The sequence below is a fragment of the Neobacillus paridis genome, assembly GCF_016765675.1.
Classification (GTDB): domain Bacteria; phylum Bacillota; class Bacilli; order Bacillales; family Cytobacillaceae; genus Neobacillus; species Neobacillus paridis.
The window spans coordinates 14,313-30,290 of the sequence record NZ_JAESWB010000340.1 but is presented as its reverse complement, the minus strand read 5'-3'; the positions used below and the strand labels follow the sequence as shown (position 1 = coordinate 30,290).

Genomic DNA, 15,978 nt, shown 5'->3' with positions numbered 1-15,978 from the left:
ATTATTCTGACTATTTAAATTTTAGCAAAAAAGTTGGGAAAATTTTTGATATCCCTGTTTCAAAGATTAAATTTTTTAAAAGAAAAACCAGCCTGAACAAGGCTGGCAATCTAGAAATATTTCTTTTTCCAAAAAACAAAAGCTGTTAAACTAGCAAAAAACCCAGAAATGACTAGCGGGATAACAAAGGAATAATGAATATATTGAAATGGAATATTGACGTTCATCCCATAGAAACTAGCGACCATTGTCGGCAAGGCAAGAATAATCGTAATCGAAGTTAAAAACTTCATAACGATGTTCAAGTTATTTGAAATGATCGAAGCAAAAGCATTCATCATCCCTGTTAAAATCGTATGGTACGTTTCCGCCATTTCAATCGCCTGGGTTATTTCGATAATGACGTCTTCCAAAAGGTCCTTATCTTCTTCATACATTTTTAAATAATTGAAGCGCAAAATTTTATCCAAGACGACTTTATTTGCTTTTAATGAAGTCGTAAAATAAACCAAGCTTTTCTCTAATGCCAGAAAAGCGTACAATTCTTTATTTTTCAATGATTGATGGACGACCTTTTCAATATCATTGGTTTTCTTATTAATTTGTTTTAGGTACCGCAGATAATAAGATGAGATAACAAACAACAGCTGCAAGGCAAATCGTGTCTTTTTAAAGGTGAAAAATTCCTTCACACGGTTGGTGCGAAATTCCTCAATGATCGGGGAATCCTTTAAGGAAACCGTAATCATATTTTCCTCAGTCAGGACAATTCCAATCGGAATCGTTTCATATACAGCCATACCAGATTCATCATGAACGATATATGGGAAGTCGACAATGATATAAACCCGGCCATCATCACGTTCAATCCGTGGACGTTCCTCATCGTCCAGAGCGTCCCTAATAATATCTACATCCACCTGAGTATCATTGGATACTTTATTAATCTCCTCAGTCGTTGGGGCATACATATTTACCCAGCAGCCTTTTGAAATGACATCAACTTTTTCTAATTTCCTAGCTTCGGTGCTTTTAAAAATTTCCAGCATGTTAAAACCTCCCCACTTACTTTAATTGGGGAAGTCAACAACCCTTCCAGAGTTGATATTCTTGATCAATTCATAGAAAACATTGACTTCCCCCTGCCTACTGCTAGGGTCTGGATCCATGGAATAACTCAAAAATATCATCTCCTTTACAATAACCATTTATTAGGGTCTGACGGTCATGTTCCATACCGTCAGAATGAAAATTTTTTAATCCCTTCCTATCATAAACCGATTCTTCCGAAAGTACAAACCAGTTTTTTTGGAAATTAATTTTTATCCGCAAAATAAGGATTTAAATGAATCAACACCTCATGAATGTTATCGTTCCGTACCATCATTTCTTTTTTGATAGCCTTAGCCAAATCATGTCCTTGCTTGATTGTTTTAAAATGATCAATCGAAATTCTCAGATCGACTAAAACATAATGGCCGTGCTCCCTTGCTCTAATGCGGTCAATTCGCTTCACATCGGGAAATGTGCTGATAATATCAATATATTCCTGAATGATCTCATTGTTAATATTCCGCTCCAGCAATATATCGAAGGCTTCGGTTAACATCTCCTTGGCAATTCTAAAAATTAAATAGGCAACAAATATACTGGCAGCCTTATCACCGTATAAAAGGAAATGGATCTCGAAGCGCTGGCCAATAATCGAGAACAGGACCCCAATGGCAGCTGCAATGGAAGCAACAATATCCGCTTTATGATCAAAAGCAATTGCTTCAATTGCTTTACTGCTATTCTGCCTTGCCACCTGTAAGGAGCTGCGGTATAAAATCACCTTTGCAGCAAACGAAAAAACGGCTACCCACATCGCTAAGATGCTTGGTGATTCCACTTCCTGAAAGAATCCGGCAATACCTTCGTAGGCAACATAAATGGAAACAAGCAGGAGCAGCATCCCAACAATTTCGGAGACGATCACTTCAGCCTTTCCATGACCATATGGATGTTCTTTGTCGGCCGGTTTATTGGAAATTTTAATCACCAACAAGACAATAACAGAGGCAAATACATCAGCTGCTGAATGGATCCCGTCTGCAAAGACCGCGTCACTATTTCCAATCGAGCCAATGATAATTTTCCCTAAGGTAAGAACCAAGTTACATATTAGACTAATCCAGGCTATTTTTTTAGCCAGGGTTTCTCTCATGACCATTGATAGACCACCTTTTACAATCCAGTAGAACCATTGAAACTATACATCGTTTTAACACGGAAAACAATCATTTTGTCAAAATTTATCGAATCGAATCGTTCTCCTCGTTTTCCTGTTTCATCATTTCAATTTCTTCCATTATCGCGATTCTATTGATTTGGTCATGAAGAAAATGGAACGCTTCATCCAGCTGTTTACGGGATGGAAAGTCAGTTTTTTTATTCATATAGGCGACTCCTTTGATTTTTTATGAGTAATCCTGACGAAAAAAGACGAAAATACCGTTGAATCCATTTTAAAAAGGAGTGATACGAATTGGATAAACAGAAACAAAAAGCAAATCCCAAAAAGGAGGTTGCCGGGAGCTTCTATCACCCAAGTTATGATCATGAACATGATCAGCTTTCCTCAGGACTTGCGGAAACCCATGAGCAGGTTAGCGACGTCTATGCTGAGGGTGAAATTGGTGCAGTTATTGATAATGGAACCGGGAAACAGGTACCACTGCACAACAGTGACCAAGGGTAAAAATCAGAGAAAACAGCTTTTCAAAGGGAAAGCTGTTTTCTTAAGGTATGGGGGTAAAACGTGACTAAAACTCGGAATGAAGCATGAGTAAAATAGATTACATTTCCAACTTGAAAACAGAAGGCTAAGTTCCTTTCTCCGCTATTCGTCATCCTCCACATACGGATCATGCTCAAATGCCGGCAGGTCACCAAAGCTTGTCATAGTGCCCTCTTCATCGAGTGCGTCTTCATATTGTTCATGCTGCATATTGGGGTAGACCGTGATATTTTTTCCATACATATCATTACCGACAAAATTTTCAAAATCCTCTACGTAGCCAATGTTTTCTTCTGACTCTATATACATGTCATTATAATGAGCCATCGAAGAGGCTAAATCAGAAGGGGTTTCCGATGTTCCCCATTCTGCCACCGCCTGCCACGAATCTTCTGCATCGAAGGCCACATCTTCGTCTTTGTTGTCCATGTCGAACTTTCCCCATGGAGGCAGTAAGACCCCCTCTTCAATTGGGCGAATATGGGAAGTAACCTGATCTGGGCTATGTTCAAGGCAGTAGGTGGTATTGGGCAATGCCTCTAACCGCTCAATAGGAATGTCCTTACCGCAAACTTCACATTTCCCGTAAGTGCCATTTTCCATTGCGGCGAGCGCCTTATCAATATTGTTCAACTGGATTTTGTAGTGCTCCAACAAGGCGTTGTCCTTCCCTCGCTCAAATAGCTCAGTTCCTTCGTCAGCAGGATGATTATCATAGCTCGATAATTCCCCCATCGACTCATGCCAAAAGCCTCGCTCATAACCAAAATGATCATTCTGCTTTAGATGCTCTTCTACTTCAGCCTTTTCAGCTAATAATTGTAAACGTAAATCAGCCAGCTTTTCTGTTGATAACATCGTATCTACTCCTTTCAGAGAAAAGCGCGTGTAGATCACAAATTAAGTTCAAAGGATTAAATAGCTCTCCTATATTTTCAATTGTTTTGCAGTTGATTATGTACTAAATATTTAATTCCATCAAAATCCAAGTAGCGTTGCCGCATAAGAAACAACCTGAGGTGTATCTTAAGAATGAATAAATTACTTAGGAAAAGAGGAGATTCACATGATCAATCCTGATTTTGAAAGATTTAATCAAATTCAAAAGAAGCACCAGGGAGAACATTTAGGGACAGATCGCAAACAAAGAGCCGGACTCAACGATCGGGATTTTAATAATCAAAGCATTACGGATAAATCGCCGGGCGCGACTGGCCGCTAAGAAGGAGAAGGTGGATGGGAAAATCTAAGTCTGGGACGCAGGAAAACAACTTGAAATGGTGGCAGCTGTCATTATTTGGCGTCGGCTGCACAATCGGAACAGGATTTTTCCTTGGCTCAAGCTTGGCGATCAAAATGACAGGACCTTCGTTGTTAATTGCCTATATGATGGCTGCCGTTGGCACGTATATCGTCTTTGATGCTCTTTCCAGGATGACTGCACAGGAACCCCTCGATGGAGGGTTCAGGTCCTATGCCAAAAAAGCCTATGGCCGCTGGGCAGGTTTTAGCAGCGGCTGGGTCTATTGGGTCTCGGAGGTGCTGATTATGGGAAGCCAAATGACCGCTCTGGCGATTTTTTCCCGCTTTTGGTTCCCCAAAGTGCCCCTTTGGCTGTTTGCAGCAGGCTATGCGGTGCTTGGCTTGGTGGTTGTTTTAATTGGTGTCGGGTTGCTAAATAAGTTGGAAAATATTTTAGCCGTGATTAAAATATCAGCCATTTTAATGTTTGTTATCCTTGCGTTATTGGCTTTATTTGGGATTATTGACGGCGACCGCCCGATTGCATATCCAAATAGAATGAAGGAGATATTCCCCGGCGGCGTTATCGGATTGTGGTCAGCAGCCATTTTTGCCTATTACGCCTTTGGCGGGATTGAAATATTAGGACTGATGGCCACCAAATTGAGGGATCCGAAGGAAGCTCCAAAAGCCGGACGGGTGATGTTGTTTTCACTTATGATTATTTATGCCCTGGCAATTGGCCTTGCCGTTACCATGGTCTCATGGCATAAATTTAACGCCAAAGAAAGTCCGTTTGTTATCGCCCTGGATGCCTATAACCTTTCGTTTGTCCCGCATATTTTTAACGGGGCTTTAATTATTGCCGGGTTTTCTACAATGGTTGCTTCCCTTTATGGGGTGACAAGCGTGTTAGTTACCTTAGCTGAAGAAGGCGATGCTCCCGTAAGTTTTTCAAAGAAAGGAAAATTAAAGGTACCGCTGCCGACCCTGATCCTGACAATGCTGGGAATTGCCGCTTCGGTTATTTCCGCATTATTAATGCCTAATCGTATTTATGAATATATTACGACTGCTGCCGGGTTAATGCTGCTCTATAATTGGATGTTTATCCTTGCCTCAACGAGAAAACTGCTGAAGCTTTCGACAAGCGATAAAATTAAATATGTCATTGGGGCTGTGTTGATTTTAATCGCAGTCAGCGGAACACTTTTTCATCATACAAGCAGGCCGGGGTTGTTTATCAGCTTAGCCTTCATTGCTGTAATTGGCGGGATTACTCTGATTATGCAGGCAAAGTGGAAAAAAAAACGGAAACGAGTACTCTCCCCATGGCCGACTGCCTAAGCAGCAGATGGCAGGATACGTTTATTGACAAATAGTCGCCTTGAAGATAATCCGTTTTCGTGTGATGTCTCATTTAAAGTCCCCAATGGCAAACTGGACAAAGGAAACAGCTAGCGCTTATCATGCTAGCTGTTTTTAGGTAAATAAATTTTCAAAGGCCTGAAAGCCAAAGTAGCACCCAAAGCCAATTAACGACAGACCGGATAACAATGAGATGGTCACTAAAAGCTGCGAGGTTAAATATTTGCGGAAACTGCTAGCGACACTCGCCATCGCAATATCCCAGATTAACAACCCAATAAATATTGCGCCGCTGTAAAGCACTAATTGACTGGTCTTATAAACCGCCGCGGTTTTGGCAAGAACAGATCCATAAATCCCTAGCCAAAAAAGAATCGTTAAGGGATTAGAGATTGACATCAGGAAGCCGGTGAGAAAAGCTTTGATTAGCGGCTCTTTCGTTCTTGCATATTGCCAGTGGATTTTTCCGGCATTCATGATCGTTTCAATCCCGGTATAGATAAGGATAAAAAAACCAAACAGCCACAGCAATGTTTGCATAAATTCTGTTTCCAAAAACCTGACAACGCCTATGTAAACGATCAGCATATAAATCCCATCAGCGATGACTGCTCCGACTCCCACAAGCCAAGAATGTAAAAATCCCCCTCTGATGCCGCGATCAATTTGGGCTGCATTAACGGGACCAATCGGAGCAGCCAGCGATAGTCCCAGCAAAATGTAGCTCAAAAATATATTCATGTTCATTCTCCTCCCCGACTGTGAAAAAGCCTGTCAACCTATTCATATTCACGTTGCGGGGGTTGTACGACATAAAAATTAGCAGAGAAATTTCTATTTGCTCGTTTCAGATATCTTTCGATAATCACGGCGAACGAGGTCTTCCTCTCCCGGCTGCGATAGCAAATGGCGCTTTGGCATCGGCAAATTAAAGGTATCGATATCAATAATAAACTTGGGCCGCTGCTTCGTCTCCTTATAAATTTTCCCGATGTACTCTCCAATCAGGCCGATGGCGATTAATTGAAGGCCGCCAATCAGCCAGATGGAAGTAATCAGTGATGTCCAGCCTGTCTGAGTATAGCCGAGAAACTTTAGTGTTAAAAAGTAACTGCCAAAGGCGAGGCTCAACAGAAAAGAAATCATGCCCATAACAAGCACGAAACGGATCGGCGAAACCGAAAAAGAGGTGATGCCATCGAAGGCAAAGGCGAGCATTTTTTTCAAAGGGTATTTCGTTTTACCGGCCTTTCTTTCTAAACGGTCATAAAAGACAACATCGGAACGAAAACCGAGAAGCGGCACGATTCCCCTCAGGAACAGATTTACCTCTTTAAACCGCGCCAGTTCTTTGACTGCCCGCTGGCTCATTAAGCGAAAGTCAGCGTGATTATAGACAAGGTCGACACCCAGGCTTTTCATTATTTTATAAAAGCCTTGTGCTGTTGTTCGCTTAAAGAACGTATCTGTTTCACGGCCTTTCCGCACTCCATAAACAATCTCACAACCATCATGGAACTTTACGATAAATTCGCGGATGACTTGAATATCATCCTGCAGGTCAGCGTCAATTGAAACAATACAGTCGGAGCGTTCGGCTGCTGTCTGCATTCCCGCGATCAATGCGTTCTGGTGGCCGACATTGCGGGCCAATTTCAGCCCCTTGACATAATGATTTCTTAATCCTTCTTTATAAATAATCTCCCATGTCCGATCCTTACTGCCATCATCGACAAAGAGAATTTTACTGCGATCGGAGACGAGTGCTTCATCAATCAGCCCAGTCAACAGTCCATGAAGGCATTTAATCGTTTCCGGTAAAATTTCTTCCTCGTTAAAGCACGGTACAACAATAGTAAGGACTGCGTCGCTCATGCTAGATTACCCCCTGAAGTCTACATTGTCTTATATAAGTAAATTTTCCATGCCGACAGCTTTGAGACGAATACTTTTTCCAGCGTTAACTGATTTTCCTCAGCATTATCAATCGGTAGTGCGGAAAAAATATAACGTCCGCCCATTTGCTTAAACACAGCAGTATTTAACTGCAAATCCTTCAAATGCCGCTTGGAGTCTTTCTTGATCATGTACCGCTTCCCGAGCTGAGCAGTAAAAATATAGCAGCGGCCGCCCCATTTATCAAAATACTTGCGAATCGTTTTATTTTTTGCCAATTCCTTTTCGATTATTTTTCTAAACTGATGTTTATAGCTTAATGGGTAAAAATTATTATACGTATCAAGGGTATAAAAGCCGTTGTACTGAGCAATCACAGGATGGATGCCAATGCTTGCCACGCGGTACGCATCCTGTGGCAAGCCAATATGTTCCTTGATTTCCCCGAACAATTCCTCGGCATAAAATTCCCTCACGGTCGGTTTTTTATGATAAATGATTTCATCATTAAATAGTCCCAATAATAATATTTGCATCACTGCCAGCCACTTAGCAGTTTTCGCCCAGCTGAAACCTTGGAGAGAAATGATCTTTAAAGCGAGAGCGAAACTGGCATAAATCACAAGCGGTCGTAAAAAATGGTAGCGGGCAAAATTAAAGGTGTCCATAAAATGGAATTTTTTAGTTAATGGCAGCCAGCCTTCATAAAACCAAAAGGCATACCAAAGCGAGAGGATAAAATTTACAGCAAACAGAAACACAAAGACTTTTTCCTGTTTCCAGAGCTTTTTCGAATAGACAAAGTAAATCGCAATCAAGGTGGCCGGCAGAATGAATAAGGTATGGACTGTCATTACATGGGTATGACCAAGGATATAGTTTTTAAAGGTCAGACGTACCGCCCGCCAAAAGGGCAGTTCAGCATGAAAATATTCATCCCGGCTATTCGGCTCTCCTTTAAATAGAAACGAATACACTAAGCGATATTCGACCAGCAGATAAATAAATGACATGTAGAGAATTGATAACAAAAAACGGAAATTCCAGCCTTTCCCACGGACTACATCGACCAGCCAGAAAATTCCCATTGCCGTTAGGAAAAAGAAAAACCCTAAGACAATACTCGAATATAAAGGTAAAAATGTCAGCACGAGATAATCCTTCAACGAGCCCGTGCCATTGCGCATATTCAGGAACGCCCAAAGTGCAAGCGGCATCCCCAATGTACTCAGCATTCCGGACGGCCAAAACGGTGTCAGGGCAAAGGCAAGGGCTGTGGCGATATTAAGCTGCTGCCATTTCACTCCGGGAAGCAAATGAGTCTTTAATAGCAAATACATCCCGAAAAAGGCAACAACCCTTGTCAAGGCTTGGCTGAAACCATAGGCCACCATGGTTGGGAACAGGGCATATAGCCAGACGATCACGCTGTACTCTGTTCCAAAGGCGTTACGTGGCAACAGGCCGTTGATGATTTGCGGAATGACCCCATGAATCCCGCCAAATAGTTCCCCGCTTCGTGCCAGCACCTTATACCAGCCCAAGTTGGAATCCAAATTATCATGGACCCGGATATGCGCATTTTCCTGCAAGATAAACAGCGGCGAGAGATAGATTGCGATCACAATCAAAGCCAAGACAATTAATCTCCGCTCGTTTCTCGTTTCCATCATGATATTACCTGCACCTCAAAAATCTTGTATTAATGGGTTGTTTTACCTTTAAACTGTGCAAAGACGGAAAAATTATACTTTATGGCACAAGCGAACGCAGAATAATCCACAAAAAAGAGAAGGGAATGATGATAATCCCTCCTCAATCGTGATTTATGCATCTATTTATTTTAACCGTTTTTCCAATTCGGCCTTTTTCTCCTCGTAGCCAGGCTTGCCTAAAAGGGCAAACATATTGACTTTATAGGCCTCGACACCGGGCTGATCAAATGGATTCACCCCAAGCAAATAGCCGCTCATCGCGCATGCCTTTTCAAAGAAATAAACGAGGTAGCCAAAGGTATATTCATCCATTGCCGGAATCGTCACGATTAAGTTTGGCACTCCGCCATCGGTATGAGCAAGCATGGTGCCCTCAAATGCCTTATTATTGACAAAATCGATCGTTTTTCCAGCCAAATAATTTAACCCGTCTAAATCATTTTCCATCGCTTCAAGCGTTAACTCGTGACGCGGCTGTTCGACTTTGATGATGGTCTCAAATAAGTCCCTGCGCCCTTCCTGAACATATTGTCCAAGAGAATGAAGGTCAGTCGAGAAGTTTGCAGAGGAAGGATAGATTCCTTTTTGGTCCTTGCCTTCACTTTCACCAAATAACTGCTTCCACCACTCGGAAAAATATTGCAGACCCGGTTCATAATTGATCAGCATTTCGATGGTTTTCCCTTTGTTATATAAAATGTTTCTTACAGCAGCATATTGATAAGCCAAATTATCTTTAAGTTCAGATTGGCTAAAATCCGCTTGTGCTCTAGCTGCTCCTTCCATGATTTTTTCAACATTGGCTCCGCTTACGGCAATCGGCAGAAGGCCAACTGCTGTGAGCACTGAGTAGCGGCCGCCGACATCATCCGGGATTACAAAAGTTTCATAGCCTTCGTTATCCGCCAATGTCTTTAAAGCTCCTCTAGCTTTATCTGTCGTTGCATAAATCCGTTTTTGCGCTTCTTTCGCACCATATTTTTCTTCTAACAACTTACGGAAAATTCGGAAGGCAATCGCCGGTTCCGTCGTCGTTCCTGATTTGGAAATAACATTGATCGAGAAATCTTTATTTTCAATCAGGTCGATCACGTCTCGCATATAAGATGAACTAATATTATTGCCGACAAAAATGATCTGCGGTGCATTGCGTTTTTCCTTCGCCAAGGCATTATAAAAGCTATGATTCAACATTTCAATAGCTGCCCTTGCCCCAAGATAAGAACCGCCTATCCCAATGACGAGAAGGACGTCGGAATCAGCTTTGATTTTTGCAGCCGCTTTTTGAATTCGGGCAAATTCCTGCCTATCATAGTCAGTGGGAAGGTTGATCCAGCCTAAAAAATCGCTGCCGGCTCCTGTTTTTTCATGAAGGGAATGATGTGCCACCTTGACGGCATCTTGTAGATATGTAATTTCATGTTCACCAAAAAAGGCGAGTGCTTTCGAGTAATCAAAACGAACATGTGTCATCTCTGATCCTCCATTCTTTTATTTTCAATAATCACTTTACATGATGGAAATTAGATTATCAAGGAAGCCCCTGTAATGTAAGCGCAACCTATTTTATAAAGAAAACTCGGCGATTGGCGAGCCTTTAAGGCGGTTCATGAGGCGTAGTTACACTTATGCCTGATAGGAAAGTTTTTATACTTTCCTATCGGCCAAAAAAATGTCCGACCACACATCGGACATTTTTTCACACTCAATTGTTTTAAAGGGAGGCACGATAGATGGCTAACACATCTTCCCGGTTTAATTTAGAAAAGGTACCAAACTCACCGTTCGCCATTGCCCGGTCCGCCATAACATCAAGCTTGCTGTCATCAATATCGTAGTCAGCCAGCCGACTCGGTGCTCCGATACTGTTCCAAAACTCCCGTAATTTTTGAATACCTTCCAACCCTGCTTGTTCTGCAGTTTTTCCTTCAGGGTTAACCCCAAAGACTCTGACAGCCATTTGCTTAAACCGCTCCGGTTTCACAGCGAGATGATGCTTCATCCAATGCGGGAAGAGAATGGCCAGCCCTCCGCCATGCGGAATATCATAAACGGCCGAAACGGCATGTTCCAGATTATGCGTTGCCCAATCGCCGCGGTAACCCATATTCAGGATGCCGTTTAATGCCATCGTTCCGGCATAGAGAATGGTGGCGCGATGTTCATAATTTTCCAGGTTTTGGAGCAATTTTGGCGCTGTTTCCATGATCGTCAATAGCAGTGATTCACACATCCGGTCTTGGAAATCAGTGTTCTCTTCAAGGTGAAAATAATGTTCAAAAACATGCGACATCATATCGACGATTCCATAAATGGTTTGGTTCTTTGGCACCGTAAAAGTATTTACCGGATCAAGAATCGAGAATTTCGGGAATGTGGCAGGGCTTCCCCAGCCGTATTTTTCGTTCGTTTCCCAGTTGGTAATCACCGAGCCGGAGTTCATTTCCGATCCTGTTGCCGCAAGTGTCAATACAGTCCCGAAAGGCAGAGCTTCGTTGGCAAATGCCTTCTTAATAACTAAATCCCAGGGATCTCCGTCATATTTGGCTCCCGCAGCAATTAACTTTGTACAATCAATGACACTGCCCCCGCCCACGGCAAGAAGAAAATCAATGCCTTCCTGTTTACAAATTTCAACCCCTTTTCTGGCAGTTGAAACCCGAGGATTTGGTTCAACACCGGGAAGTTCAAAGACTTCTGCAGCGATTTCCTCAAGCAAGCTGGTTACCTGTTGATAAAGACCAGATCGCTTAATGCTGCCGCCCCCATAGACAAGCAGCACTTTTTTTCCATATTGGGGAATCTCAGATTTTAATTTCTCGAGCTGCCCTTTTCCAAAAATTAACTTTGTAGGATTATAAAATGTGAAATTTTCCAAGGTGTATCCCTCCTATGCTATTTTCCTATTAGTTATAATGTATTTTTTTTAAAAAAACCAGTTTTGGTTCATTTGAATAAATTGCCATCAACTGTCAAAGCCTAATACTAATCCAAAAAGGAGGTATCAGCATGAGCGCTATTCAACGGATTGCCTTGCTGCTGACGATTATCGGCGCAATCAATTGGGGATTAATCGGTTTTTTCCAAATTGATCTTGTAGCGAGCCTATTTGGCAGCAGCAATAATCCACTTGCAAGAATTATTTATGGCTTAGTCGGAGTTGCCGGTTTGATTAATCTTGGGCTTCTCTTTCAAACAAATGATGATTACATGAACAAGCCTGAAGTCAATCGAACATAGAAAGGAAACCGGGCAAACGATCCTCTGCCCGGTTCATTATTCCCTTTTCACTTGTTAGTCTCAAGGATACTTGGTAATTTCCCTTACCATTTTATGCCCCAAGTACTTTCATAATTCGTTCCAATGCCCAGTCCAATTCATCTTTCGTAATGACCAGCGGCGGAGCAAAGCGGATAACAGATTCATGTGTTTCCTTGCATAGCAGCCCCTCTTCTTTTAATTGCTCACAATATTTCCGGGCCTTATCATGTAATTCTACGCCAATAAACAAGCCACGGCCGCGTATTTCTTTAATAACAGGGTTGTTTATTTGCTTTAGCCTGTCAATAAAATATTCCCCAAGCTCCAATGACTTTTCGGCCAGTTTTTCATCCACGATCACATCAAGTGCAGCAATGGAAACAGCACATGCCAGTGGATTTCCGCCAAATGTTGAGCCATGTGAGCCAGGATTAAAGACTCCTAAAATATCTTTGTTGGCAACGACACAAGAGATCGGGATAACACCGCCGCCAAGCGCTTTGCCAAGAATATAAACATCAGGCTCAATTCCTTCCCATTCACAAGCGAACATTTTACCTGTCCGACCCAAGCCTGCCTGGATTTCATCGGCAATAAACAGGACATGATTTTCCTTACAAAGTTCAAATGCTGCCTTAAGATAGCCCTCAGGTGGAATTACAATCCCTGCTTCACCTTGAATCGGTTCCACTAAGAATGCTGCTGTATTTGGCGTAATTGCCTGCTTTAAGGCTGCCAAATCTCCGTATGGAACAAGCTTAATTCCCGGCAGCATCGGGCCGAATCCCCGTTTATATTCTTCATCTGAGGACAAGGAAACTGCTGTCATCGTTCTGCCATGGAAATTGCCTGTGCAGCCAATAATCTCAGCCTGATTAGCGGCGATCCCCTTCACCTCATAGCCCCAGCGGCGCGCCGCTTTAAAGGCCGTTTCGACAGCTTCGGCTCCTGTATTCATCGGCAATGCCATATCTTTATTTGTTAATTTACAAACTTTTTCATACCACGGTCCAAGCTGATCATTATGGAAGGCCCTGGATGTTAACGTTACCCTGTCAGCCTGATCCTTCAATGCTTGAATGATCTTCGGGTGGCGATGACCTTGGTTGACGGCGGAATAGGCGCTAAGCATATCCATATATTTATTGCCTTCAGGATCCTCCACCCACACTCCCTCTGCTCGTGAAACAACGATTGGTAGCGGATGATAGTTATGTGCTCCATATTTCTCTGTTTGTTCAATGATGTTTTGTGATTTTTGCGTTTCAGTCATTTTCATTCCCTCGCTTCCCATAGAAATATGTACATACTACTATTGTAGCCTAGGAACAAAAAAGAGTGAATAGTTCACAAAACTTTAATAAGTCAGCAATATCAATTTCAGCCAAAAAATAAGAAAAAGCCTAGTCTGCAACCGGGCATCTTAGGCTTTATATCATTATTTTTTGATTTCTTCACGTTGGGATTGATCAATCCATTCTTGAAGCTTTTCTTTTAAAGTATTGAAACCCTGTTGCCCGTCGCCTTCGGAAATAATGGCTGCCGCCTGGCGTCTCCGCGGCTTCCTTGAACGTACTGACTGGTTTACGGGTGGTTCTTCAGTGGCCTTGATCGATAGACCGATTTTTCCTGCTTCTTCATCAATGGATAAAACTTTCACCTTAATCTCGTCACCCACTTTAAGGTGATCGTGAATATCTTTCACGTAACCATGGGTGATCTCGGATATGTGGACAAGTCCTTGATTATGATCGTCTAAAGCAACAAATGCACCATATGGTTGGATTCCCGTTACTTTACCTGTTAAAATACTGCCTATTTCAATATTATCTGTCATGAAAACACTCCTAAATAAGTTTATTTATACCCTTTTATACGCAGTATAAAATTATAACATATTGAAGCAGTTTAAATCAAAACCTATTCGGGACAAACAAGGTAAATATCGTTAACCAATGTGAAAATATCCGAAAATCGTAACAGAATGTTCAAATTAAGTCTAAAAAAATAATCATTATCATGTTAATCTTATATTGAGAAAGTATATTTTCTATAAGGGGTGAACAGTATGAATACGATTGGTGAAACAATTAAGGCTGCTCGGGAAATGCAGCAAATGTCGCTGGAGGAATTAGCCCAAAAAGTTAGAGTCGGTACGCATACAATTGAAAAATATGAATCTGATGAACAAATACCGAGTACGCAAACGATTTTAAAGTTGTCTACTGTTCTGGATATTGCGGTTACAGATCTTTTGGAAAAGATCCCCACCCAGCCCAGCAATGAAAAAAAATAGTAACTCGTGCTGCTACAAAACTTAGTATTTTTTAAACTTCAACGTATAGAATAGGGGAAATTTGGCAAATATAATCACATAAGCTTTCTAGTATTCCCCCCTTTTTAGTGGACAACCGCCATGGTTTGTCCACTTTTTTTATGTACAGTTAGTGTTTAACAATTACTTGGAATCATTTATCATATTAAGTGAAACTGGTAGGATTGAAATTATTGGAGGTGGCGTAGTTATGACGATATTTGATGAAAAAATTGACCGTTTAAACACCGCTTCGGTCAAATGGGAAGCAACAAAAGAGGTATTTGGCGAAGCTGATTTGTGGCCGATGTGGGTGGCTGATATGGACTTTAAACCGCCGCAGGCCGTGATTGAGGCGATTCAAAAACGAGCTGATCATGGAGTTTTTGGCTACACGTTTATCCCCGAATCGACCAAACAAGCCATTCAGGCATGGGTGCTAAAAAGACACGGCTGGTCCATTGATCCTTCATGGCTTATTTACTGCAGCGGTGTTGTACAGGCCATTAGTACCGCGGTTCAAGCATTCACAGAGGAGGGTGACCGCGTATTACTGCAGTCCCCTGTGTATACGCCGTTTTTTAATATGATTGAACAAAATAACCGGATCGTCGTTAATGCACCGCTTATTCTTGAGAATGACGGCTATAAAATAGATTACACCAGATTTGAAGATGCACTAAAATCAGGCTGCAAACTTTTCTTATTATGCAATCCGCACAATCCCGGGGGCCGAGTCTGGACGAAAGAGGAGTTATCAAGAATCGGTGAGTTATGTCTAAAATATAACTGCCTGATCCTTTCCGATGAAATTCACTCCGATTTAGTTTATAAAGAGTATAAACATATACCGATTGCTTCCTTAACAAATGATCTATCGGAAAATGTCATTACCTGTATTGCTCCCAGTAAAACGTTTAATTTAGCAGGCCTGCAAGCTTCGGTGGCGATTATTAAAAATACCAAGCTGCGAAAACAGTTTGACGAGACATTAAAGCGGCAGGGTTATTTTTCCCTGAATACCTTTGGCATCACTGCAATGGAAGCGGCTTATCGTGACGGTGAAGCCTGGCTTGAGGAATTAATCGATTACTTACAAGAAAATAAACAATATGCGCTCAGGTTTTTGCAGGAACATTTACCAGAAATCAGTTGTGTTAAGCCGGAAGGAACATACCTGCTCTGGCTTGATTGCCGCAAGCTTGGGTTATCGGATGAGAAATTGCGAACAGCATTGCTGCAAAAAGGAAAGCTGGCCTTAGAACCGGGATCAAAATACGGACCTGGTGGCGAAGGCTTTGTCCGCATGAATATCGCCTGCCCGAAGGACTACTTAATGGAAGGACTCAAGCGTTTGAAAAACGCTTTGAAATAACGGTTAAATCACAGATTTAGTAAAAGCC

General features: G+C 41.9%; 17 protein-coding genes. 6 read left to right on the top strand and 11 right to left on the bottom strand.

From position 1 onward, the window contains the following. Nucleotides 1–110 precede the first annotated feature (110 nt). The 3 genes from JK635_RS19955 to JK635_RS19945 form a co-directional block, all read right to left on the bottom strand. The gene (locus JK635_RS19955) at nt 111–1,049 is read right to left on the bottom strand and encodes a magnesium transporter CorA family protein (RefSeq protein WP_202655688.1); all 939 of its coding nucleotides are present in this window, start codon (nt 1,047–1,049) and stop codon (nt 111–113) included. A gap of 266 nt (nt 1,050–1,315) precedes the next feature. Then, nucleotides 1,316–2,212: a cation diffusion facilitator family transporter gene (locus JK635_RS19950; protein WP_202655687.1), complete on the bottom strand. Its 897-nt coding sequence runs from the start codon at nt 2,210–2,212 to the stop codon at nt 1,316–1,318. Between the two features lie 82 nt (nt 2,213–2,294). Beyond that, nucleotides 2,295–2,438: a hypothetical protein gene (locus JK635_RS19945; RefSeq protein WP_202655686.1), complete on the bottom strand. Its 144-nt coding sequence runs from the start codon at nt 2,436–2,438 to the stop codon at nt 2,295–2,297. An 89-nt stretch (nt 2,439–2,527) separates the two neighbouring features. On the opposite strand from JK635_RS19945, the gene JK635_RS19940 reads away from it, so the two are divergent. After that, complete coding sequence (locus JK635_RS19940; RefSeq protein ID WP_202655685.1) at nt 2,528–2,740, top strand: YozQ family protein; 213 nt, start codon at nt 2,528–2,530, stop codon at nt 2,738–2,740. A gap of 141 nt (nt 2,741–2,881) precedes the next feature. Here the strand turns inward: JK635_RS19940 and JK635_RS19935 are convergent, their stop codons facing one another. Further along, nucleotides 2,882–3,637, bottom strand: a complete 756-nt coding sequence (locus JK635_RS19935) for a TraR/DksA C4-type zinc finger protein (protein ID WP_202655684.1) — start codon at nt 3,635–3,637, stop codon at nt 2,882–2,884. 208 nt (nt 3,638–3,845) lie between these two features. On the opposite strand from JK635_RS19935, the gene JK635_RS19930 reads away from it, so the two are divergent. Then, nucleotides 3,846–4,001: a hypothetical protein gene (locus JK635_RS19930; RefSeq protein ID WP_202655683.1), complete on the top strand. Its 156-nt coding sequence runs from the start codon at nt 3,846–3,848 to the stop codon at nt 3,999–4,001. A gap of 14 nt (nt 4,002–4,015) precedes the next feature. Then, on the top strand, nt 4,016–5,368 hold the full coding sequence (locus tag JK635_RS19925) for an amino acid permease (RefSeq protein WP_202655682.1): 1,353 nt from the start codon (nt 4,016–4,018) through the stop codon (nt 5,366–5,368). Nucleotides 5,369–5,503: 135 nt separating this feature from the next. Here JK635_RS19925 and JK635_RS19920 read toward each other — a convergent pair whose 3' ends face one another. The 5 genes from JK635_RS19920 to JK635_RS19900 all read right to left on the bottom strand — a co-directional run bounded on the left by JK635_RS19920 (nt 5,504) and on the right by JK635_RS19900 (nt 11,878). Continuing rightward, nucleotides 5,504–6,130 (bottom strand): LysE family transporter, encoded by a 627-nt coding sequence (locus JK635_RS19920; protein ID WP_202655681.1) that lies wholly within the window; start codon nt 6,128–6,130, stop codon nt 5,504–5,506. 93 nt (nt 6,131–6,223) lie between these two features. Then, the gene (locus tag JK635_RS19915) at nt 6,224–7,264 is read right to left on the bottom strand and encodes a glycosyltransferase family 2 protein (protein WP_202655680.1); all 1,041 of its coding nucleotides are present in this window, start codon (nt 7,262–7,264) and stop codon (nt 6,224–6,226) included. A gap of 20 nt (nt 7,265–7,284) precedes the next feature. Continuing rightward, on the bottom strand, nt 7,285–8,955 hold the full coding sequence (locus JK635_RS19910; protein ID WP_202655763.1) for a DUF6044 family protein: 1,671 nt from the start codon (nt 8,953–8,955) through the stop codon (nt 7,285–7,287). Between the two features lie 168 nt (nt 8,956–9,123). After that, the gene (locus JK635_RS19905; RefSeq protein WP_202655679.1) at nt 9,124–10,473 is read right to left on the bottom strand and encodes a glucose-6-phosphate isomerase; all 1,350 of its coding nucleotides are present in this window, start codon (nt 10,471–10,473) and stop codon (nt 9,124–9,126) included. Nucleotides 10,474–10,714: 241 nt separating this feature from the next. Continuing rightward, a complete protein-coding gene (locus JK635_RS19900) occupies nt 10,715–11,878 on the bottom strand; it encodes an iron-containing alcohol dehydrogenase (RefSeq protein ID WP_202655678.1) in 1,164 nt (387 codons plus the stop codon). Nucleotides 11,879–12,009: 131 nt separating this feature from the next. Between JK635_RS19900 and JK635_RS19895 the strand changes: the two genes are divergently transcribed. Beyond that, on the top strand, nt 12,010–12,240 hold the full coding sequence (locus tag JK635_RS19895; RefSeq protein ID WP_202655677.1) for a DUF378 domain-containing protein: 231 nt from the start codon (nt 12,010–12,012) through the stop codon (nt 12,238–12,240). A gap of 91 nt (nt 12,241–12,331) precedes the next feature. On the opposite strand, the gene JK635_RS19890 is transcribed toward JK635_RS19895, so the two are convergent. Together JK635_RS19890 and yugI are read right to left on the bottom strand one after the other, a co-directional pair. Beyond that, nucleotides 12,332–13,534 (bottom strand): ornithine--oxo-acid transaminase, encoded by a 1,203-nt coding sequence (locus JK635_RS19890; protein WP_202655676.1) that lies wholly within the window; start codon nt 13,532–13,534, stop codon nt 12,332–12,334. Nucleotides 13,535–13,699: 165 nt separating this feature from the next. Beyond that, nucleotides 13,700–14,098, bottom strand: coding sequence for a S1 domain-containing post-transcriptional regulator GSP13 (yugI, locus tag JK635_RS19885; RefSeq protein ID WP_202655675.1), 399 nt, complete (start codon nt 14,096–14,098; stop codon nt 13,700–13,702). Between the two features lie 231 nt (nt 14,099–14,329). On the opposite strand from yugI, the gene JK635_RS19880 reads away from it, so the two are divergent. Next, nucleotides 14,330–14,557 (top strand): helix-turn-helix domain-containing protein, encoded by a 228-nt coding sequence (locus JK635_RS19880; protein WP_202655674.1) that lies wholly within the window; start codon nt 14,330–14,332, stop codon nt 14,555–14,557. A 229-nt stretch (nt 14,558–14,786) separates the two neighbouring features. Further along, entirely contained in the window at nt 14,787–15,950 is a 1,164-nt protein-coding gene (locus JK635_RS19875) for a MalY/PatB family protein (protein ID WP_202655673.1), read from the top strand. The last annotated feature ends 28 nt before the right edge of the window (nt 15,951–15,978 follow it).